The organism is Paracandidimonas lactea, from assembly GCF_021653995.1.
Taxonomy (GTDB): domain Bacteria; phylum Pseudomonadota; class Gammaproteobacteria; order Burkholderiales; family Burkholderiaceae_B; genus Allopusillimonas; species Allopusillimonas lactea.
In genome coordinates this window covers 134,038-155,327 of record NZ_JAJJOZ010000003.1, presented here as the reverse complement: position 1 = coordinate 155,327, position 21,290 = coordinate 134,038, and the positions used below count along the sequence as shown (strand labels likewise).

At 56.7% G+C, this 21,290-nt stretch carries 23 protein-coding genes; 10 read left to right on the top strand and 13 right to left on the bottom strand.

Translation table 11 applies throughout. The features are described 5' to 3' along the window. Positions 1-40 precede the first annotated feature (40 nt). Positions 41-703 (top strand): GntR family transcriptional regulator, encoded by a 663-nt coding sequence (locus LOL23_RS07585; RefSeq protein ID WP_160980108.1) that lies wholly within the window; start codon positions 41-43, stop codon positions 701-703. Between the two features lie 9 nt (positions 704-712). Here the strand turns inward: LOL23_RS07585 and LOL23_RS07580 are convergent, their stop codons facing one another. The 4 genes from LOL23_RS07580 to LOL23_RS07565 are packed head-to-tail and all read right to left on the bottom strand — an operon-like array spanning position 713 to position 4,117. Beyond that, complete coding sequence (locus LOL23_RS07580) at positions 713-1,603, bottom strand: alpha/beta fold hydrolase (protein ID WP_160980106.1); 891 nt, start codon at positions 1,601-1,603, stop codon at positions 713-715. 42 nt (positions 1,604-1,645) lie between these two features. Continuing rightward, complete coding sequence (locus LOL23_RS07575; protein WP_160980104.1) at positions 1,646-2,386, bottom strand: SDR family NAD(P)-dependent oxidoreductase; 741 nt, start codon at positions 2,384-2,386, stop codon at positions 1,646-1,648. Further along, entirely contained in the window at positions 2,383-3,324 is a 942-nt protein-coding gene (locus LOL23_RS07570; protein ID WP_160980102.1) for an NAD-dependent epimerase/dehydratase family protein, read from the bottom strand. Before LOL23_RS07570 ends, LOL23_RS07575 begins: the two co-directional genes overlap by 4 nt. Before the next feature lies 1 nt (position 3,325). Continuing rightward, on the bottom strand, positions 3,326-4,117 hold the full coding sequence (locus LOL23_RS07565) for an enoyl-CoA hydratase-related protein (RefSeq protein WP_160980100.1): 792 nt from the start codon (positions 4,115-4,117) through the stop codon (positions 3,326-3,328). A gap of 149 nt (positions 4,118-4,266) precedes the next feature. Between LOL23_RS07565 and LOL23_RS07560 the strand changes: the two genes are divergently transcribed. Genes LOL23_RS07560 through LOL23_RS07540 form a run of 5 tightly spaced genes read left to right on the top strand, consistent with a single transcriptional unit; the run spans position 4,267 to position 8,841 of the window. Next, entirely contained in the window at positions 4,267-5,589 is a 1,323-nt protein-coding gene (locus tag LOL23_RS07560; protein ID WP_237173413.1) for an ABC transporter substrate-binding protein, read from the top strand. 22 nt (positions 5,590-5,611) lie between these two features. Beyond that, positions 5,612-6,478 (top strand): branched-chain amino acid ABC transporter permease, encoded by an 867-nt coding sequence (locus tag LOL23_RS07555; RefSeq protein WP_237173492.1) that lies wholly within the window; start codon positions 5,612-5,614, stop codon positions 6,476-6,478. A gap of 1 nt (position 6,479) precedes the next feature. After that, a complete protein-coding gene (locus LOL23_RS07550) occupies positions 6,480-7,379 on the top strand; it encodes a branched-chain amino acid ABC transporter permease (RefSeq protein WP_160980096.1) in 900 nt (299 codons plus the stop codon). Then, positions 7,376-8,137: an ABC transporter ATP-binding protein gene (locus LOL23_RS07545; protein ID WP_237173412.1), complete on the top strand. Its 762-nt coding sequence runs from the start codon at positions 7,376-7,378 to the stop codon at positions 8,135-8,137. Before LOL23_RS07550 ends, LOL23_RS07545 begins: the two co-directional genes overlap by 4 nt. Continuing rightward, positions 8,134-8,841 (top strand): ABC transporter ATP-binding protein, encoded by a 708-nt coding sequence (locus LOL23_RS07540; RefSeq protein ID WP_160980092.1) that lies wholly within the window; start codon positions 8,134-8,136, stop codon positions 8,839-8,841. Before LOL23_RS07545 ends, LOL23_RS07540 begins: the two co-directional genes overlap by 4 nt. A 133-nt stretch (positions 8,842-8,974) precedes the next feature. Here the strand turns inward: LOL23_RS07540 and LOL23_RS07535 are convergent, their stop codons facing one another. The 4 genes from LOL23_RS07535 to LOL23_RS07520 all read right to left on the bottom strand — a co-directional run bounded on the left by LOL23_RS07535 (position 8,975) and on the right by LOL23_RS07520 (position 11,621). Then, positions 8,975-9,556, bottom strand: coding sequence for a helix-turn-helix domain-containing protein (locus LOL23_RS07535; RefSeq protein WP_160980066.1), 582 nt, complete (start codon positions 9,554-9,556; stop codon positions 8,975-8,977). 116 nt (positions 9,557-9,672) lie between these two features. After that, the gene (locus LOL23_RS07530) at positions 9,673-10,455 is read right to left on the bottom strand and encodes an aldolase (protein WP_160980064.1); all 783 of its coding nucleotides are present in this window, start codon (positions 10,453-10,455) and stop codon (positions 9,673-9,675) included. Between the two features lie 69 nt (positions 10,456-10,524). Beyond that, complete coding sequence (locus LOL23_RS07525; RefSeq protein WP_237173411.1) at positions 10,525-11,151, bottom strand: glutathione S-transferase family protein; 627 nt, start codon at positions 11,149-11,151, stop codon at positions 10,525-10,527. Positions 11,152-11,264: 113 nt separating this feature from the next. Next, positions 11,265-11,621: a RidA family protein gene (locus LOL23_RS07520; RefSeq protein WP_160980060.1), complete on the bottom strand. Its 357-nt coding sequence runs from the start codon at positions 11,619-11,621 to the stop codon at positions 11,265-11,267. A gap of 324 nt (positions 11,622-11,945) precedes the next feature. Here LOL23_RS07520 and LOL23_RS07515 point away from each other — a divergent pair, with 324 nt between their 5' ends. The 3 genes from LOL23_RS07515 (at position 11,946) to LOL23_RS07505 (ending at position 14,444) form a co-directional block, all read left to right on the top strand. Next, complete coding sequence (locus LOL23_RS07515) at positions 11,946-12,383, top strand: MOSC domain-containing protein (RefSeq protein ID WP_237173410.1); 438 nt, start codon at positions 11,946-11,948, stop codon at positions 12,381-12,383. Further along, positions 12,380-13,330 carry a PDR/VanB family oxidoreductase gene (locus LOL23_RS07510; protein WP_237173409.1) on the top strand — a complete coding sequence of 317 codons (951 nt, stop codon included), beginning with the start codon at positions 12,380-12,382 and terminating at the stop codon, positions 13,328-13,330. The genes LOL23_RS07515 and LOL23_RS07510 overlap by 4 nt, the downstream gene beginning before the upstream one ends. Positions 13,331-13,463: 133 nt before the next feature. Then, on the top strand, positions 13,464-14,444 hold the full coding sequence (locus LOL23_RS07505; RefSeq protein WP_237173408.1) for a Bug family tripartite tricarboxylate transporter substrate binding protein: 981 nt from the start codon (positions 13,464-13,466) through the stop codon (positions 14,442-14,444). Between the two features lie 185 nt (positions 14,445-14,629). Here the strand turns inward: LOL23_RS07505 and LOL23_RS07500 are convergent, their stop codons facing one another. The 5 genes from LOL23_RS07500 to acuR are packed head-to-tail and all read right to left on the bottom strand — an operon-like array spanning position 14,630 to position 20,132. After that, positions 14,630-16,264, bottom strand: a complete 1,635-nt coding sequence (locus LOL23_RS07500; protein ID WP_237173407.1) for an AMP-binding protein — start codon at positions 16,262-16,264, stop codon at positions 14,630-14,632. 39 nt (positions 16,265-16,303) lie between these two features. Further along, a complete protein-coding gene (locus tag LOL23_RS07495) occupies positions 16,304-17,281 on the bottom strand; it encodes a Bug family tripartite tricarboxylate transporter substrate binding protein (RefSeq protein WP_160980052.1) in 978 nt (325 codons plus the stop codon). A 48-nt stretch (positions 17,282-17,329) separates the two neighbouring features. After that, positions 17,330-18,487 (bottom strand): acyl-CoA dehydrogenase family protein, encoded by a 1,158-nt coding sequence (locus tag LOL23_RS07490; protein WP_237173406.1) that lies wholly within the window; start codon positions 18,485-18,487, stop codon positions 17,330-17,332. Position 18,488: 1 nt separating this feature from the next. Further along, positions 18,489-19,475 carry an acrylyl-CoA reductase (NADPH) gene (gene acuI, locus LOL23_RS07485; protein WP_237173405.1) on the bottom strand — a complete coding sequence of 329 codons (987 nt, stop codon included), beginning with the start codon at positions 19,473-19,475 and terminating at the stop codon, positions 18,489-18,491. Positions 19,476-19,529: 54 nt separating this feature from the next. Continuing rightward, entirely contained in the window at positions 19,530-20,132 is a 603-nt protein-coding gene (acuR, locus tag LOL23_RS07480) for an acrylate utilization transcriptional regulator AcuR (protein ID WP_160980046.1), read from the bottom strand. Positions 20,133-20,365: 233 nt separating this feature from the next. Here acuR and galU point away from each other — a divergent pair, with 233 nt between their 5' ends. Next, on the top strand, positions 20,366-21,253 hold the full coding sequence (gene galU / locus LOL23_RS07475; RefSeq protein ID WP_237173404.1) for a UTP--glucose-1-phosphate uridylyltransferase GalU: 888 nt from the start codon (positions 20,366-20,368) through the stop codon (positions 21,251-21,253). The last annotated feature ends 37 nt before the right edge of the window (positions 21,254-21,290 follow it).

Here is a 21,290-nt window from a genome sequence, read left to right as displayed (position 1 = left end):
AAACAGATATATTTTTAGTTCCATACAATATAATTAGCACATGAAAATCAGTGAAACCATTCGCCGTTCCATCGAAGACGATATTCGCAGCGGAAACCTGCTCCCCGGCGATGTCATCGACGAAACCCTAATCGCCAAAAAGCTCAAGGTTTCCCGCACGCCAGTACGGGAAGCCCTGCTGCAACTGGAAGCTCAAGGCATGTTGGTCAGCCAGCCCAGGCAGGGCATGGTCGTTGCCAAGATGGATGTTCAACAGCTCCTTGCCATGTGGGAACTGCTGGCCGAATTGGAAGGCATCTGCGTGCGGCTGGCTTGCGAACGCATGAGCAACGAAGAAGTTGCCGATCTGGTACGCGTACATCAAGAATCCGAGAAAATAGCCAGCGAAGCTGATGCCGATGATTGGCACGTTGCCAACGAGGCATTTCACGAAATTCTGTATAGCGGTTGCCGCAACCCGTATCTGCGCCAGGAAATTCTGCAATTGAGAGCAAGAACCGGCGCCTACTTGCGACGCGCCTTCGGTTCTCTTGGACGCACGCGGCAGTCTTTTGAACAGCACGGCGATATCGTCAATGCCATCCAAAACAGAGACTCGCAACGAGCATATGAAATGATGATGCATCATATTAGTTTGGCGCACGGCGCACGCGGTCTCACCAACTTCCTGATCAACCTTCCTCGCTCTATGCTGAAAGAATGAGGCGCGGCCTCAACGCGGCGCTATGTCTCCCAATGCAGATCCACTCATGGAGCGTGGATCACGCATAGGCCATTTGCCCAGCTCGCTGCGATGGAAGAGATCCTCCGCAAGCATGTTGAACAGTGCTGGCTCTTCCAGGTTCGGCGTATGGCCTGTGCAGGGCAACGTAGCCATGCCGCATGAAGCGATATGTTCCTTCATGAACAAACCCGGTGTCAGGCATCCTTGATCTTCATCGCCGTTCACGATCAATACCGGCACAGTCAATGCACGAAGCCGATCGGTCATATCCCACAATGACGGTCGCATCGCCTGGACACCAGCCATTGTCCGAGCAGAGCCTATCGTCGAATGCGTCGCCAATGCCTGCTCAAACTCAGCAAATCCGAGCGGATCACTACCTTCAAACTGAACGCGGGCAGGGCCGCGAGCATACTGCGGTGCAATGGCTTTCATGCCCTGCGCCTCCAGCGTCTGTGCGAGCGTCTGCGCATCTTTCTGGAACGCGGCGCGGCGCGCGGGCTCGGCACCATATCCACATCCAGCCAGTAACAGTGAAACCGCCCGTTCGGGATACTCCAAGCCAAAATGCAACGTCGCGAAGGCTCCCATAGACAGTCCCACAACATGGGCTCGCTCAATGCCCAGGGCATTCATGACATCGCGAATATCGTCTCTTGCCCGGCTTTGCGAATACAGATCAACATCATCAGGCGTGTCAGAGGGCGAATACCCACGCGCGTTGAACGCCACACAACGGTAGCGGCGCGCAAAATGGCGTATCTGCAGATGCCAGCTTCGCATGTCGCCTGCAAACTCATGGACGAACACAATAGCGTCGCCCGAACCGTGCTCGGTCACAGCGAGTCGAACTTGATCAGATGTCGTAATAGTTTTCATGTATGCCATATGAATAAGAAAAATGGTTCAAGCCCGACGTCATCAACCGATCACGTAGCCCCCATCCACCAAGAGCGTCGTGCCCGTGATATAGGAAGCCGCCTCGGAAGCCAGGAAAACCATGGCGTAGGCAGGCTCCTCGGGCTGCCCCCAGCGACGAAGGGGAACCCGTTCGATTCCACGCCCCGGACCACCTTGCTTGGCGGTCTCGGCTGTCATGCGCGTATAACACCTGCCCGGGGCGATACCAACTACTCGCACGCCAGCTGGCCCCCATTCAGCTGCGGCTGATCGCGTGAACTGGATCATTGCGGCCTTTGCGGACGCATATAATGCACGCCCTTCACCTCCAGATAATGCTGTTTGTGAAGAGACATTGAGGATCACACCTGTACGGCGAGCTACCATTTTCTTGCCGACCAACATAGATAGCCCAAGCGCCCCCAGCGCATCGACCCCAAAGATCCTGGCGGCATCACGCGGTACGCAATCCAACAAAGGCTTCGCCAACAACACACCTGCGTTGTTCACCAGCACATCGACATCACCTAGCCGTTCAACCAGGTACTCTACTGACTCCGGATCGGCCTGGTCATAGACCAGCGCATGCGCACCGATTCGCGCTGCCATCTCGGCGGCGGCCTCGGCTTCCACATCGCAGATCGTCACCCTACCACCCTGCCGGACAAATAGCTCGGCTGCCTTCGCACCAATACCATTTGCACCGCCCGTTATCACAATGTGCTTACCATCGAAACGCAGCAGATCGACGAAATCTGTCATGCCGTACATTCCTTTTGACGTAAATACTCGAGGTAACTCGCCATGCCGGCATCCAAGCCAATGCGTGGCGCCCAATCCAGATCTTTGCGGGTGCTACGGACATCCAGCACACCCATTCTGAAACCGCCGATCGGCTCTACCCTATCGTCGTACTCGACACGCAACGACGGAAGAAGTCGCTGCGCATAAGCTACCACCTCTTGCGTAGTCCAGCCATGCCCATCGGCCACGTTATAAGAGCGAAGCCCGGGCCTCAGCGGCAGACCCAGCGCCGCGACTGCTGCCGTTACCACATCGTCGACATGAACAAATTGGCGAGTGAATACAGGTGCCGGATTCAGTGTGAGCGCGGTCCCCGCTAATCCGTGGGTAAGCAACGTTCGAACTAAACATCTGGTGGTACGCCCAGGCCCATACACACCGGTGGGCCGCAACGCAATGGCACTAATTCCATACAGCGCAGCGTATGTGTCCAGCAGACACTCCCCGGCGGCTTTGGTGGCACCATAAAGGGTATTGGGACGGAGGCGTTGGCTGGGCGGAACCATCGCACAATCAGACTGGTCGCCATACGCGAGTATCGATGAGAACCATACGAACCGCGTGACGTTCATTCGCCTTGCGCAATCGACCAGATTAGCCAACCCGCCGACGTTCACATCGACCAGCGCCAACGGATCATCCACACTTTGCATCGGCCCCGAGTATCCGCCAGCGTGGATCACACCATCAGGCCGATAATGGTCCATAAGTGAGGACAATGCGTTCCGGTCACGTACATCAACGCGCTCGAAGGCATAAGGGAGCGGCTCTGACGTCGGATTGATATCCGTCGCCACCACGCGGCATCCCCGACCGTGCAGCGCATCTGCACATGCACGGCCTATCATCCCTTGGGCCCCCGTTATAAACACCGTTGAACAGCGCTCTTGGCTCATATCAGCATCCCACGAAGTTGGGTGAACGCTTCTCCATAAATGCACAAACACCCTCCTTGTAGTCATCACTATGCAAGGCGGCATATGACATGCGCTCGACATCAACCGCGGTGGACTGACACTGAGCAGCCCTCAGAGCGAGTTTGGCCCCCCTTACAGACATTGGTGCATTCCGCGCAGTCGCCTCCGCCAGTGCCAGCGCCGACGAATAGGCATCGGACTCGACTAGTTCATCTACCAAGCCAATGCGCAACGCCATGTCGCTGGACAAGATCTCGCCTGTGAAAAGAATACGCTTGGCCCATGCATGACCCACCGCATCGGCTAGTAGCCTGGCTTCCCAGGCGCTATAAACCAACCCTATCCGACTCGGCGTCACGGCAAACCTAGCGTCCCGTTGCGCAATACGTATATCGCAAGCCAGCGCCACATCGACGCCGCCACCCACACAAACACCACCAATGGCAGCGATTGTAGGAACAGGTAAATCAAGCAACGCCTGTATAGCCTGTTCCACGGTCGCCTGATACTGCAGCGCCTGCTCCGGAGTCGCCCGCAACGTCGAAAATTCACTTATATCCGCGCCTGCGCAGAAGTGCCCACCCTGCCCATACACCAGCACCGCGCGCATACTGCTGCGCCCCGCGAGCGCTTTGCACACACGTCCCAAGCCGCGCCACATGTTCAGCGAAAAGGCATTTCGCTTGGCCACGCGATCAAACACCACAGCGAGAATTCCCGGCGCAACTTCGTGCAGTGCGATGCCATCGGGCAATACACCTATATCTGACATATGACTCCCCTAGCGCTTTTCTGTACATAACGCCATATACTTACAGCCACATCAATCTTGACTATGCCTCATTATTAGTATTTTTTTAATAGTTGTAAATATATTTCTTTTTTATAAAAAAATATGTAGAATCCGAACAGCCATAAAAAATGGCCGCATTGGCAGTGGTACCAATCATCGGCGTCACCGCTGCTAACCCTGCACGGAGGAGACATATGAAAAAACTAGTGCTTAAGCACCTATCGGCCCGCTATGCGCGCCTGGCGGCAACAGCCGCAATTACGCTAGCGACAGCGGGGGCCTATTCCAACGCAATAGCGCAATCACCCTCTGAGTACAGAATTGGCGCGCTCAATCCGATCACTGGCGCAGGTGGGCCTTACGGTGCAGGCATGTTTGCCGGCATCAAGCTTGCAATAGAGGACGTCAATCGCCACGGCGGCGCTGGTGGCCGTACATTGAAATTATTTGCCGAAGATTCGCAAACCAAGGCAGACGCCGCAGTCTTGGCAGCCAAGAAGCTGATTGAAGTTAACAAGGTCGATGCCATTGCCGGCATGTGGGCGTCGTCGGTTACCCTGGCAGTCATGCCCATTGCAAGCGCCGCGAACATTATCCAGATGCACAGTTCCGGCGCTCCCGAAATCATGCGCGCCAACAAGGCGGGGCTGGCTTGGGGGTTCCAATCGCCAAACACCGTCTTCGGCTGGACATTCGCGCAAACCGCACTCAAGTATGGCTTCAAACGCGCCGCGACACTGTCATATAACAACGCATCGGCACTTGGACAAGCTGAATACTTCAAGAATGCATGGGAAAAGGCCGGCAACAAACTTGTCGCTGAAGTCGTTTATGAGCCTAACCAGACGAGCTATCGCACCGAGCTGCAACGCGTGCTCTCCACCAAGCCCGACGTCATCGTCCTGGCGAGCTATACGCCCGACGCCACGATTATCCTGCGCGAGTGGTATCAGTCTGGCCAGGATGCGAAATTCATCATGCCGGGATGGTCAGCCTCCCCGGATCTGATCAAAGCGCTCGGCCCCACCGTAACGAACGGTATATTGTCGGTTCAAAACGTGCCCGCCAGTGGCTCCGCCTATGACCGCTTCAACGAAGCCTACAAGAAAGCGAATAAGGGCGTCGAGCCGCACATCTATTCGGCCGAAGTCTATGATGAAATCATCAGTCTGGCATTGGCTATCGAGGCAGCGGGACCTGGTGCAAGCAACAAAGAAATAAACGCAGCCATCAAGCAAGTCACGAATGCCCCGGGCGTCAAAGTTTCTACTTTCGAAGAAGGAGCCAAGCTGCTGCGGGAAGGCAAGAAAATCAATTATGAAGGCGTATCGTCCAGCGTCGAAATGAGCGACGAAGGCTTCACCGTACCAGACTTCGGTGTCTATGAAATAGAGAATGGTCAGCTTGTCCGAAAAGACACGATCCATTATCAGAACACCAGCGGCAGCTAAGAAGGGGAACGCGTTGGAACTTGTGACCTTAGCCAATGCGATATGGAACGGCCTGGTCCTCGGTTGCCTGCTGTCGCTTCCCGCCATTGCAGTGACACTCATATTCGGTGTCGCCCGGTTTCCGAATGCAGCAACTGGCGACATGATGACAGTCGGCGCCTACACCGCACTAGCCTTGAAGCTGTCTTTGGGCGCATCACTCGTGGCCGGCGCGGCGTTCGCAACGCTTGCAAGCGCCCTGCTAGCTGTTCTGTTCTATCTCGTTGTTTTCAGCAAGCTCGAAGGCCGATCTCCCGTTTCGAACCTTGTTGCCTCAATTGGAGTGGCATTTGCCGCCCGCAGCACAATTACCTTTTTTCTAGGCTACAACCAGTACTCCCTTGATCTGCCACTGATGCGAGCATGGAACTTCAATGGCTTCGTGATCCTCCCCACTGATTTAGCCTTGGTCGCTGTTGCATTGATCTGCCTTGGTGTGGCGTTCTTTATCCTGCACCGCACGTCAATAGGGCGCCATATGCGATCTGTAGCCGACAACCCTGAGCTGGCGCGAGTAAGTGGCATCAGTCGACGAAAAGTGATGTGCGTCCTGTGGGCAATCTCTGGCGCGTTTGCGGGGTTGGGTGGAGTGCTTATGGGAGCCAAAGCGGTCGTGATTCCCGAGCTTGGGTGGGAACTGCTCATGCCCATTTTCGCCGGTGTAATTGTCGGGGGTATCGGCAGCCCGATCGGCGCCGTCATTGGGATGTGCGCCTTCGGTGTAGCGATGGAACTTGCAACTGCTTTGTTCAGCCCCTCTTATCGCCTGCCTTTGTCATTCTTCGTCGTACTCGTTCTGCTTCTGATCAGGCCCAGGGGTCTGTTCGGAAAAATCAGCGTGGAGCGCTGACATGCTTGATTACTTTATTGCCATATCCATAATCACGCTTATTTACCTGCTGCTGGCATCTGGACTCAATCTTCAATATGGATTCACCGGCCTCATCAACTTTGGACACGTAGGCTTTTTCGCGATCGGTGCTTATACATCCGCTCTGCTATCTCTCCAAGGCGTGCCGTTGATTATCTGTCTTGTATGTGCAGCCACGGCAGCGGCATTGTGTGCCTATCCCATCGGTCTGGTCGCATTACGACTGCGAGACGATTATCTCGCCATCGTTACCCTGGGATTCTCCGAATCGCTGCGTATGCTGCTTCAGGAGGAAAGCTGGCTCACGCGGGGCGTGCACGGCATCCCGGGGATACCCAGGCTATTTGCCAATACAGCAGCCAATGAGTCCGCGGACTTCTGGATCATGATGGCCTTGTTTGCCGTCAACGCCCTGGCGCTATTCATGATTTATCGTATTGTCACCAGCCCATTTGGCCGGATCATTGCATCTATACGAGACAATGAGATTGCGGTGCGAGCACTTGGCAAAAACCCATCCAGCTACAAGCTGCGATCGCTCATGCTGGGTGCGGGGCTAGCCGGTATCGCGGGCTTCTTCTACGCGCATTATCTGACCTTCATCGTACCTGAGCAGTTTCTGCCCTTGGTAACTTTCTACGTATGGATAGTCGTTATCATGGGTGGCGCCGGACGGCTGGGCGGAATGGTCGTAGGCACTGTATTGCTGATGGTATTTCTCGAAGGCTCCCGCTTCATCCGGGACTTTCTTCCGGGTATTGCTGAATATCAGATGGCAAGCGCCCGACTGTGGATCATCGGCATTGCGCTAATTTTCTTCATGATCTACCGGCCGCATGGCATGTTCGGTGACTTTACCCAGCGAAAGGCCAAATCATGACCATTCTTTCAACTCAAGACATACACGTCTCATTTGGCGGCATCAAGGTGCTGGACGGTGTTTCCCTCTCTCTGAAGCGTGGCGGACTTACCGGATTGATCGGTACGAATGGCGCAGGCAAAAGCACACTGTTCTCCGTGATCTGTGGCCTGATCAGACCCGACTCGGGGAAGGTCATGTTCAACGATGAAGACGTGCATGCCGCTCCTGATTACACCCGCGCTCACCGCGGCCTGGTGCGCACATTCCAGGTGCCCCGCGAGTTCTCCCACCTCAGCGTGCTTGAAAACATTCTGGCGGCAGGAAAAAATCAGCCCGGCGAAAATTTGCTTGACGTGTTTTTTCGCCCCCGACTTGTACGGCATCATGAAGAGACGCTACGCGAACGCGCCGAAGGCATACTACAGTTCCTGAACCTGTCTAAAGTCGCGGGGGAGAATGCAGGCCGCCTATCTGGTGGGCAGAAGAAGCTACTGGAGTTAGGCCGCTTGCTGATGCTAGAGCCCACATGCATTCTATTGGATGAACCCTTCGCGGGCGTCAACCCCGTTCTTATCCAGGAACTTGCGGAAAGAATCACGGATCTGAATACCCGCGGCATATCCATACTGATCATCGAACACAACCTTCACGCACTTTCGCGTCTGGTATCGGATATGTATGTAATGGATCGCGGGCAAATACTAGCACATGGCAACCCCAACACGCTGCTGGAGGACGAGTCTGTGCGCATGGCATACATGGGCGGAGTAGTATGAGCGACAGGCTTACAGTAAGAGATCTATTTGCCGGGTATGGTGAAATTGATATTATCAAAGCCATAGACCTGCACGTAAAAGAAAAACAGATCGTCACGATTGCCGGAACCAATGGCGCAGGTAAGTCATCGTTAATCCGAGCCATCATGGGACTTTTGCCTCGCACCCGGGGTGAGGTCATTGTCAACGGCCAGAATATTTTGCAGGAGCCTGCGGAAAAGCGCCTGCTGCGAGGCATAGGCTACGTACCACAAGTACACAACGTCTTCGGGTCGCTGACCGTACTTGAGAATCTTCAAGTTATCGAGCATGTCGATAACTCATCTCAAAGTATTGCGCGAATGTTCGATCTTTTCCCCGCACTCAAAGCTCGCGCACGGGTACCCGCCGGTTATCTCTCGGGTGGAGAAAGACAGCAACTCGCGTTCGCAAGAGCATTGATATCGTCTCCTAGCTTGCTACTGCTTGATGAACCCTCTGCAGCCCTATCACCTACGCTTGTGGAGCAAGTATTCGCTCGCGTGCGCGCATTACCTGATCTCGGCGTATCCGTCCTGATGGTCGAGCAACGAGCCCGCCACGCTCTCGCGTTCAGCGATTACGGCTATATTCTTGATGGCGGGAGAGTGGTGCTGCAGGGGAAAGCCGAGAAATTACTAAATGATGAGGATATGGCGCGACTTTACTTGGGACACGGAGAGTAAGAGATGAGTCGCTACCCCCTTATCGCAAACACCCTGCAAGCGAAATTTATGACGCACCTGCGACCGGTTGCGCTCGCACTTGAGCGTGCGTGTTAGGCCCCCCCCGCTAAGCGCTCGTTGTGTGCTCATTTTATTATTCAGCGCTTCGTATATACGGATTGTCTTCTCGCGTTGTAACAACAAGCACTTCCGCGTCACCTTTGCTGGTGGTGCGGAGCTGGTGTGGAAGCTCGGCATCAAAGTAGATGGAATCGCCCTTTGCAAGGTCGAACTGCTCGCCACCGATCGAGATCGACACGCTTCCTTTCAGGATCAGCATGAACTCTTCCCCCGAGTGAGGGAAGGAGTCTGGAGCAGCCTGGTTTTCACGCGGGGGATGGACGATGAACGGGTTCATCGATTTGACGAGACGTTTGCCGGCGACCGCCTCATAACGATAGCCTGCTTTCGACCCATGGCGATCAAGGGGCGTACGTTCGTGGCTGCGAACGACACATATGTTATTGCTGCCTTCCTCGCCCGTGCCCATAAGCTCGGCGATACCGATACCGTAGGCCTCCACAAGTTTGAGAACCGTTGAAATGGAGGGTTCGCTGATACCACGCTCCAGCTTGGAAAGATAGCTCTTGGTTAAGCCACTGCGCTGTGCCAGTTGGTCAAGCGAGAGCTGGTGCTGTCTACGCAGGGCTTTTAGTCGGTATGGCAGGTTTTGCATGGACGGAACGGATACAGGGATGACTCCAACTATTAAAGTATGCCTGATTTCCGTGCGTCTACGCCTCTCGAAGAGCACACCGGACCGCAGGCCCGGCGCTGGCGCGCAATATCATCTTACCGAAGTACGTCGGGGTGGCGCGCCAAGGCTTTGCGGGCGTAGTACTCAAAGCCGATTTGCGTACGGCGCGGCTTCAGGATCCAGTCATGCGCCTCGCGGCCAAGTTCCGGTTGTATGGGCTTGATAGAGCCCGCAGCCATTGCCAGAAGCTGCATTTTTGCTGCCCGTTCGAACTGTAAGGACAGAATGCAAGCCTCTTCTACTGAAGTTGCCGCGACTAGCAGCCCATGATGCGCCAAAAGGATGGCCCGCTTGTCGCCCAGCGCCTGGGAGATCAGCTCACCCTCTTCGTTGCCGACTGGCACGCCGGGCCACTCTTGCAAAAAGGCACAGTCGTCATACAAGGGACAATTATCCATATGAGACACCACCAACGGCGTTTCCAGCATCGATAGCGAGGCGGCATGAAGTGGATGGGTATGCACGATACATTGCACATCTGGCCTATGCCGATAAATCCATGAATGAAAACGGTTGGCAGGGTTGGGCATGCCGTGCCCCTCAAGGACGTCGAGGTCCTCATTAACCAACAGGATGTTGGAGACTGTAATTTCGTCGAATCCCAAACCGAGCCGTTGCGTATAGTACGTGCCGGGTTCTGTGCCGCGTGCGGTGAGCTGGCCCGCCAAGCCCGAATCGTGTCCACCGTCGTACAGCACCCGGCTGGTTATCGCCAATTTTTCGCGAATGCTGCGCTCGGGTATCGTGAAAGAGTTCTGCATCCGAGTTTGAGCCTGGGCCACCAGTTCCTGCTTGGTCATTTCCATTGTGCTTGCCATAATCGCCTCTCCATAGCAGCTCATACATAACGTAAAGGGTTACTGCTTCTTTGAACAAAAACCGTTGATTCAAGCGCTGGCTGAATCGCCTTCGATAAGCGGCGTGTGGCCGGGCAGGCTGCGCATTCTCAATAGCCATTCCGACATCTGGTCAAACCGCGCCAGATCATAGCCGCCTTGGTGCGCCATTCGGATGTACGGATACAGTGCGACATCTGCGATGGTTGGTTGATCCGAAGCTACGAACGCATGGTGCCCAAGCTGTTTGCTCAGCACTTCCAGGGCAGCATAGCCTCGAGCGCGCCAGCGTTGCGCCCGTGGATCGTCTTGGTCCATGCTCTGACGCAAGGCAATCCATAGCCGCGGCTGAGCAAGGTTCCACATAAGCTTGGTTTGCTCGAACATCATCCACTGAAGGATCTGTGCCCGTTTCAGCACGTCATCGGGCAAAAATGCGGATCCCTCCCCGAGATACCACAAGATGGCCGACGACTCGGCCAGCCATATTCCCTCACGAGTTCTCAGTGCGGGAACTTGGCGCAGCGGATTGATTGCCGAAAATTCAGCGGTTTCCAGATCCCCATCAACAATAGACAAGGAGCGTCGTTTCAGGGGTATGCCACAGTAACCTGCCAACAGACGCACTTTCCATCCGTTTCCGGATAGCAGCGTATCGACCAGTTCTAATGGTGGCACGCCTGAAGCCGAAGTGGCATTGCGTGTAACGTCGCTACACTTCAAGGGAGCGGGGAGCGTCATATCGAAACCCATAAAAGAATAATCAGAAATGTGGCATTTCGCTGGCGTACTCAAGGCAGTGCGGCAGTGATAATGATCTCTACGAGACGGTCTTGCTGTGCAAGCTCCGCCTGGCATGTCGCCCTGGCAGGGGTGCTGCCCGGCTTGAACCATGCCTCCCATACCTCGTTCATCCCGCTATAGTCTCGGGCAATGTCCTTGAGCCACACTTGAGCAGACACAATGTGATCCCAGTCGGTGCCAGCCTGCAGCAGATAGCCGTCGATGCGCTCAAGCACTTGCCGCGTCTGCCCCTTGATATCGAGAGTGCCGTCATGTGCCGTCAAGCCGGCCACTGAAACGGTGTTCCCGTGAATTACGACGCGACTCATTCTTTCATTGGTATCGATGCGCAATAGGTTTGCCATGGTTTTTCTCCTCGGGGCGGCGACGCATCCAAAAAGAACGTCGCGACATGTTTCGGTGCTTGTTGGTTGAAATCGCTGTTGTGCAGGGTCATGAAACAAGATTAGAATCTTCATGTCTGTATGGACACATCGTGTCTTATAAGATATTCTATATCTTATTGATGATTTCTGGAACAGCGCAGTTTTAGAGTTTTAAAGGTTGCCCCGTATGGCAGCTGACTGGAAATTAACAAGCATCCATGGATAACAATCATTATGGTGATGGACTCCTCCACGTTCGGGCGCGTAACACACTTGTGCAGCTGTCCTAGGGCTTACTTGCCCATGCGGTACTTCGATTCGTTGAAGCTGATCGAAGGCGTGGGCATAGAGGGCGATCGCTACGCAAGCGGCATGGGGTATTACTCGGACCGGCCCGAAGAGGGACGTCAGGTAACGCTGTTCGAGATCGAAACACTCGAAGCTTTGAAACGCGATCACAGTGTCGACCTCGAACCGCACGAGCATAGACGCAACATCACAGTCAGTGGCGTTGCACTCAATCATCTCGTAGGCAGGCAATTTTGGATTGGCGATGCTTTGCTCCAGGCCACCCGGCTATCGACACCTTGCAAGCATCTGGAAGAGGTCACGGGAAAGCAGGTATTTGCGACGCTGATCAATCGAGCAGGATTGAACTGCAAGATCCTGCGTACAGGTGTTATCCATGTTGGTGACACAGTCAGGCCCGCAGGCGCGTTTTGGAATAAGAACGAGCCATGATTGAGCAATCAACCCCAATACGTTATGTGCAAACGGTCATCCATGCAATTTATGATGTACATAACATACGTGTTCTGTGCTTGCGTGATCCGGACGGTTGGGAGCTTCCCGCCGCCAGTCCAGGGGCCCATATAGATCTGTACTTGAATAATGGCCTGACCAGATCCTATTCGCTTTGCGGCGACTCTTCATTGAACATTGAGTACACCTTGGCGGTGAAGAGACAGAACAACGGACGAGGTGGCTCGCGTTATATACATGATGTGCTGCGTGCGGGAGATAACCTGCGCATTTCCTTACCCCGCAATACTTTTCCGCCGATCAAGCCAGGTCTTTCTTATATTTTTATCGCCGGCGGCATTGGCGTGACACCTTTCATTCCGATGCTGCTCCAGCTCGAGCATATGAGGGCACCATACCAGATGCATCTGTTCTACCGGAACGAACCGCCGTTACGGGATATGTTGGTGAAGTTGGGAAACAGTGGCGATCTTGTGTTGCATGATCGCGCCAACAGCCACAACACAACAATTGCAGACCTTCTATGCGAACCCGATGACGACACCCACGCCTTCTTCTGCGGCCCATTGGCGATGTTGCAGGATTTCACTACAGCCACCACAAACTGGGCACCCGGAAATGTCCATAAAGAATTCTTCGCCCCTCCTGAGATACCCGTCTCGGGCAACGCTTATACGTTGACACTCAGAAGGTCAAAACGCCGGATAGACGTGCGGGCGGGAGAAACGGCGTTGAATGCATTACAGCGGGCCGGCGTATCCGTCGCCTCTTCCTGTGAGGGCGGTATCTGTCGCGCATGTATGGTGCGTTGGTTGGATGGTGAACCCAAACACCAGGATCTCTGCCTGACAGATCAGGAACGCACCGAATACTTTACCCCCTGTGTCAGTGGCTGTGCCGGCGCAGGCTTGGTGATTGACCTATAGCGGTTCCATACCGTGCTTGTATGCGGCCAGCTCGGTTGGTCGGTACTTTTCGGAAATAAAAAATCTAAACCGTTTGCGCGGTACCAGTTACTTATACAGAAACGGACCCGCGAACAATAATGGAGGAGAGACTATGAACACGCTTACGAAACCCATGGCTTCCGTGTTGGCTGCCATCGCGCTGTCCGCTGCCACTTTATCGATGCCAGCGACAGCCGCATATCCCGAGGCCCCCATCCGGCTGATTGTTCCCTTCGGCGCGGGCGGCATCACCGACATTATTGCTCGCCACCTCGGCAAAACCTTGGCGAATGTACTTGATCAAAGCGTAGTGGTAGAGAACCGACCGGGTGCAGGGGGAACAATTGGTGCTATGGCGCTGGCCAATGCGACGCCTGATGGGTACACAGTCTTTATGGGGACCGTGGGCACGCAGGTCGTCAATCCACTGATCATGCAATCCATCAACTACAACCCCGATCGATTCAAGCCAGTCGGCATGGTATCGGGCTCACCTTATGTGCTGGCAATACGCCCTGGGCTCAATATTGACAGCCTGCAAGACCTCGTGAAGTACGCAAAAGCAAACCCGGGAAAATTGACCCACGGCTCGGCTGGTGTTGGGAGTTCACCGCAACTGGGCATTGAGCTACTGAAGTACACCAGCAACATCAACCTGCTTCATATTCCGTTCAAAAGCGGCGGCGAGGCCGTCAACGCGGCACTCGGAGCCCAAGTGGATGTCGTCATGGATGCTATTCCGGTCATCATGCCGCACGTGAAGGCCGGTAAGCTCAAGGCGTTGGCGCTGGCATCAGAGACAGCCTCCGATGCCGCACCCAGTGTGCCTAGCAGCACACAAGCAGGTAACCCAGACCTCAAGATAAGCTCGTGGAATGCCCTGTTTGTTCCTGAAGGCACGCCTGCGAATGTGGTCAACATCTTGAATGCGGCGTTGATCAAGGCACTAGGCGAACCTGAATTCAAGCAGGCGCTCGAGGCACAAGGCAGTCAAGTGTATAAGGGCGATATGGCTGAATACCAAAGCTTTATCGATGCGGAAAAGGCAAAATGGAAAACGATTGTCAAAGAGGCGGAGATAAAAGTTCAGTAGGTCACCAGACTGCACGTGGAGCTATGGAAATTTTCCGTAAACTCTAGAAGTGAATCACTCCGGTTCCGTGGAGGCTGGTCAGTTTACGTAAACCAGGCTCCGCAGCCGCCGTGGTTCTCCAGAGTGCCGACCGACCATGTTGAGCGACGGTTGCAAACGACTTATTGTGCAAGGCTCCCCTGACACTACGCCACCGCCACCCGCAGCATATTCCGCTTCACCTTCCCAGACGCAGTCATGGGCAGCAATTCACAGAACTCAATCATCTTGGGCACCTTGTAAGCCGACATATTCTCCCGGCACCAGGCAATCAATGCTTCCGCATCAAGATCGTATCCCGGCTTGGGCACTACAAACGCCGCCACCACCTGCCCCTTCGCCGGATCGTCCACGCCGATCACCGCCACCTGCGAGATGCCCGGGTGCACGACAAGAATAGACTCGACGTCTTCGGGAAACACGCTATAGCCCGACACCTTGATCAGCTCTTTCATCCTGCCTGACAACGTCAAGTATCCGTCCGCGTCCACCGAGCCCAGGTCCCCCGTCCGCACCCAGCCGTCAGACAGTGTTTCCGCAGTCTTCTCCGGTTGCTTCCAGTATCCCTTGAAGTTCCCAGGGCTGCGCAGCACGATTTCGCCCGTTGCGCCGGGCGGCTGTTCCTGCCCGGTTTCTATGCTGATGATCCTGCATTCCACTCCGGGCAGCAGCTTGCCGTTGCTGCCCCAGCGCACGGCATCGGGCGGTGTCACCGAATCGAAGGTATGCGTCTCGGTGAGGCCGTAGCCCGCTTCGTATACCAGCGCGTCACCTGTGAATACGCGCCATCGCTCGGCCAGTTCCGGCGTTGTGCGGATCCCGAAGCTGGTGGCGGGGCATTTGCGCAGGCTGGAAAGGTCGAACCCCTGTGCAGCGGGATCGTCCATGATCGATTGCAGCATGGGTGCAATCGCCTTCCAGTAGGTGGGGCGGTATCGTGCAATCGATTCAACAGCAGAAACCGTATTGAAGCGGTAATGCAGAACGATCGTGCCGCCCAGGTAGATGGGGATGTTGATACCGCACAGCATGCCCGAGATGTGATAAAGCGGCGGTATCGCCAGGTGCACGTCCTCCTGCGTCAGGCCACCCGCCATGGCGCCCCCGCGGGCTTTGAACAAGGCGTTGCGGTAGGTAAGCATGGCGCCTTTCGGACGGCCGGTCGTTCCAGAGGTATACGCCAGCAGCGAAACGTCGTCGAGGCCTATGCTTTCGGCAGCCGGCGCGGCGTCGGCGTTTTCCAAACCCATGCTTTCGGTAGCCCGTGCGGCATCGACCTTTTCCAGTTCAGTACAAAGGTCCAAAACGCCTTGCGCCAAGCCACCGCCATGCGGCTTGATGTCCTCCGGCGCGGTATACGCGGGCGTCTGCGGCAGGAAGTCACTATAGCGTGTCGTTACCACATGCTGCAGCGCCGTCTGCGGCCGTGCCGCCTGCACCACGGGCAGCAAGCCATCGGCCGCGACAATCACACGGGCGCCGAGATCCTGCAGTTGATACCCGAGCTCGTGATGCTTGAAGAGAGGGCTGCATGGGCTGACAATCGCCCCCAGTTTCTGGATGCCGAAGTGCGCAATCACGTACTGGCAACAGTTCTGCATGAAAAGCGCTACTGGCTCGCCCCTGCGCACGCCCAGCCTGTGCAGGAATGCCGCGCACTTGTCCGTCAGGCTGTCCAGTTCCGCATAGCTCATCTCATGGCCGTACCACACCAGTGCCGTCTTGTTTGGCGTGGCCCGGGCATGCTGCCTGAGGTATTCATGCAGTGGTTTGTCTTCCATGTTGCCCCTCTTCTACGTTTCCGCGGATCCTCGCGGAGGTCAGTTCATGGCGATTTTCTCGACCTTGATAAGCTGCTCGGCTTCGGCGTACCGCTCCTTCACCCAGGTCTTGAACGCTTCCGGTGTGCCGGCCATGATGGCAAAGCCCTCGCCCGTAAGCCTGTCCTTTACTTCGGGCGAATTCAGCGCGTCCCGCATCGCCTCGTTGATCTTCTTCGCTACGTCGGGCTTCAGGCCTGCCGGCCCCACCAGACCGATCCACGACGTCGCCGTGTAGCCGGGCAGTTGCTCCGACACGGTCGGCACATCGGGCAATTGCTTCACGCGCTCAGTGCTGCCCATGCCAAGGGCCTTCAGCTGCCCGGCCTTGATGCGCTCGACCACCAGCGGGAACGTGGTCACCACGAAATCGACTTCGCCGCCAATGACAGCAGTAAGCATCGGCCCGCCGCCTTTATAGGGAACATGCAGCGTGGACGCCTTGGCGGCCTTGGAGAAGGCCAGCGCGGTAAGGTGGTTCGAGCCACCCACGCCGGAAGATCCGTACGTCACCTTGTCGGGGTTCTTCCTGGCGTAGTCAATCAGCCCTGAAAGCGATTCCGCCGGAAAATCCTTGCGCGTTGCCAGCACCATGGGCGCGCTCGTCATGCCGGTAATGTAGTCAAACGACTCAAAGGTGTCGTAAGGCAGGCTCTTGTTGATGTGCGGGTTCACGGCATGCGTGTCGAACACCATCAGCAGGGTGTAGCCATCCGGATCGGCCCGGGCTACATCCGCGGTGCCTATCGCGCCGCTGGCGCCGCCCTTGTTCTCGATGAATACATTGGTGCCCAGCTTCTTCGCGAATTCCGGGATCACAATGCGGGCGATGTAATCCACAGAGCCCCCGGGGGGAAAGGGTACGACCATGCGCACCTGGCGCGAGGGATAGCCGTCTTCGGCAAATGCCGCATGCGGCGCAGCGGCGGCCAGCCCAAGCGCCAAAGCAGCTGCCGACAGTATGCGATGTGTTTTCATGATGTCTCCTCCTTTTCGGATTTTGTTGACCTGCTCAGTCCTTCATCGTTACTTCCTCTGTACCTTGCGCATGCAACGCACAATGCGTTCATTCATCATTTCCGGCGTGCCGTCGGTGTAGCAGAACGCTTTTGCCCAGCCCAGCAGCCTGGCAAGGCCTGCTTCTTCGGTAATGCCGTGCGCACCCATCGCCTGCATGCACGCCGAAATGGCCTGCATCGCGTGGTCGTTTGCGTACTTCTTGGCCATGGCGGCAATGACCTGCGCGTCTTCGCCGGCGTCTATCGTTTGCGCAGCAGCATAGGCCAGCAGGCGCATCGCCTGCAGATGCGTCGCCACATTGGCCAGCGACCAGCCCAGCCCTTGGAACTCGATCACAGGGTTGCCGAACGCCTGCCTCGACTCGGCATAGCCCAACGACGCATTCAATGCACGCTCCACCATGGCGGCGTTCATCGCCGCCACGTGCACCCTCGCCTGGTTTACCCCGCGCATCGCTGCGCGAAACCCATCCCCCGGCGGATACAGCACCCGCGCGTCCGGGATGAGGCAGTCTTCAAGCGCAAACTGCCCCACTCCCATCCCCTGCGCCGAAGGCGCGTCATACGCCTGCCCGCGCCTGAACCCGGCATCGTCCGCCAGCACGATAAACCCCGCCACGCCCGCGGCACCCTTGTCGGGATCCGTCTGCGCGTAAACCAGAAACACGTCGGCCAGGCTCGCATTGGCAATCCACGCCTTGGCGCCGTTCAGCACCCAGCCGTCCTGCGTTTTCACCGCATTCATGCGCATCGTGGCAAAGTCGCTGCCCGATTGCGGTTCTGTCATGGCGGTGCAGCCTATCGCGCCGCCATCCAGCATTTTTGCCACCAGTGCGTCCTGCAACACGGCCCCGCCCGACTGCGCGATGCGAGACACAATGTTGTGGTGGTTCACCAGCGAAAATGCAAACCCCGCATGGTGGCTGGCGAGCGCCTCGCAAACCCGCATCCTCGTGGAGTACGATGCCCCCGCGCCGCCGAAACGGGCTGGCACCTCGATGCCCGCCAAGCCGCGGCGGCAGGCCTGCTGCAGCAGGCGGCGGTGCGTAGCAATGTCGTATGGCGTATCGATATCCAGATGCTGCGCGGCGAACTCGCGCGCCGTCTGCACCAGCGCCCGTTCCCCGGGCGCCAGCCCCGCATCAAAAGTGGCTTTGGCGTCCATGTCAGGCCGCCAGGTCAACCACGACACGGCCCTTGATGTCCCCGCCCATCAGCTTGTACGCGTATTCGATGCTGTCGCCCAGACCTATCGTGTGCGCGATCCCGGCAAGCAACGCCTGGTCGGTCTCGCTCGCCAGGCAACGCCAGGCCTGTTTCCGCAGCGCCTGAGGCGCATAAACACTGTCTATGCCCGCCAGCGTCACGCCTCGCAAGATAAAGGGCGCAACCGTGGCCGGGAAATCCATGCCCTGCGCCAGGCCGCACGCCGTCACCACGCCGCCATACCGCGTCTGGGCGCATACATTCGCCAGCGTGTGGCTGCCCACGCAATCCACCGCGCCCGCCCACTGCTCTTTTTGCAGCGGCTTGCCTTTACCGGACAGCTCATCGCGATTGATGATGCCCTTGGCGCCGAGGGCGTTGAGGCGAGCACTCTCGGCCGGCCGCCCTGTGGAGGCCCATACCTCATAGCCGCGCCGCGCCAGCAAGGCCAGCGCAAAACTTCCCACCCCACCATTGGCCCCCGTGACGAGTACGGGGCCATCGCCCGGCTTCACGCCATGGCGCTCCAATGCCAACACAGACAGCATGGCCGTATACCCCGCCGTCCCGATGCTTGCCGTGTCTTTCGCCGTCAGCGAGGCCGGCTTGCGTGTCAGCCACTTCGCGGGCACACGCGCCACCTGGGCCAGACCGCCCCAATGGATCTCCCCCATACCGTGGCCATTCACGATCACTTCAGTGCCTTCAGGGAAGTCAGCACTGCTGCTTTTCGTCACCGTACCCGCCAGGTCGATACCCGGCACCATGGGCCATTGCCTCACTACCGGCGCGCGGCCCGTAATCGCCAGGCCATCCTTGTAGTTCAAGGTCGAATACGCCACCCGGATCTCTACCTCGCCTTCCGGCAATGCTGTGGGATCCACCGATTCCACTGCCGCGACGGTCGATCCATCCTCCGCCTTGCGTAACATGACTGCCTTGAACATCTCGTACACCTCCGTTAACAATTAGACCGGTCGGTTTATTTCCGAACAAAATTTTTATCGACCAAGATAAGCAAAGAATCCATCCGCAAACGCGCGCATAGGCTGAGACGACCGCGTCAACTTGGCCCTCAGGATCGCGCCTTCCCAGCCAATCCAGAAAAACTCCGCGAGCCCATCTGCGTCCAGCGCAGCGTTGAGCTCGCCCGCCTCTTGCGCCGCCTTCAGGCACCGGCTGGTTTGCGCCTGCCAAAGCTTCAGCACCGCCTCCAGCCGCTCGCGAAACTCATCATCCAGCCCCGCCATCTCCTGCCCCAGGTTGCCCACCAGACAGCCTCGCTGGAATTGATGCTTCTCCATCCCCCGCTCAGCCTCAGCGACGAAGCTACGCAGGCGCTCCAGCGGCGCCACGTCTGGATTTTCGAGAAGCCGCTGCAGCTTGGTACAGAAATATTCGGCGTAGGCATCGATGACAGCAAGGCCAAATTCTTTCTTGCTGGGGAAGTAATGGTAGAAGGAGCCTTTCGGAACCCCCGCGCCGCGCAATACCTGCTCAACCCCGGTTGCCTGGAACCCCGCCTGGGTACACAGCTCTACCCCTACGCGGATAAGGCTATCGCGGGCAGTGCCGCGTTCGGGCTTTTGAATGGCTTGTGGCATTACGGGCGCTTTTTTAACTGGTATGGTACGGAATACTAGACCAGTCTATTAGTTGGGCTCAATCAGGGTTAACAACTATTAACAGCTAGTTTGGCACGCTGAGGGGTTCGCGTTGATATGTTGGAAACACGCCTACCGCGAGCACCTATCCACAGGGGAGTTCCAGATTTATACAGTCCTCGCAGTACACTACAAGCAATCTCTCAATCCGCGTAACGCGCATAGCACCACCCATGCCTCCCATCACCAAAGCCCTCTTCCCCATAGCCGGCCTGGGCACCCGTTTCCTCCCCGCCACCAAAGCGTCTGCCAAGGAAATGCTGCCGGTCGTGGACAAGCCGCTCATCCAATATGCTGTCGAGGAAGCCTATTCCGCTGGCATCCGGCATATGATTTTTGTGACGGGCCGTACAAAGCGCAGTGTGGAGGATCACTTCGATACAGCGTATGAGCTGGAGAATGAGCTGGAGCTGGCCGGCAAAACGGCGCTGCTGAATGTGGCGCGCGGAATTGCACCCGACGACATGGTGTGCTCGTATGTTCGCCAACCTCGCGCGTTGGGGCTGGGGCATGCGGTGTTGTGCGCCAAGGAGCTTGTGGGCAATGATCCGTTTGCGGTGTTGTTGGCGGATGATCTAATGGTGGGCAAGCCGTCGATTACGGCGCAGATGGTGGCGCAGTTTGCGCAGCATCGGGCCAGCATTCTTGCGGTGCAGGATGTGCCGCGCGAGCATACCCGCCGTTATGGGATTGTGAGTGGCCAGCCGGGGGCAAACAATGTTGTGGACATCACAGGCATTGTAGAAAAGCCCTCGCCCGATGTTGCGCCCACGACGCTTGCCGTAGCGGGCCGCTATATCCTGACGCCAGCGATTTTCAAAGAACTGGAGAACCTGCCGCGCGGGGTGGGCGGCGAGATCCAATTGACGGACGGGATTGCGCAGCTTCTGCAAAAAGAAAAAGTGTTTGCCTATCGGTACACGGGCAAGCGCTACGATTGCGGCAGCAAGCTGGGCTTTTTGCAGGCCACGGTAGACTTGGGCGAACAGCATGATGAGGTCGGCGCGGAGTTTACTGCCTGGCTGCAGCAGCGCAGCCAGCACGAAGTCGGCGTCAGCTAGCGCCTGACTAGCGTCGCACCCAAAGCCCGCCTTATAA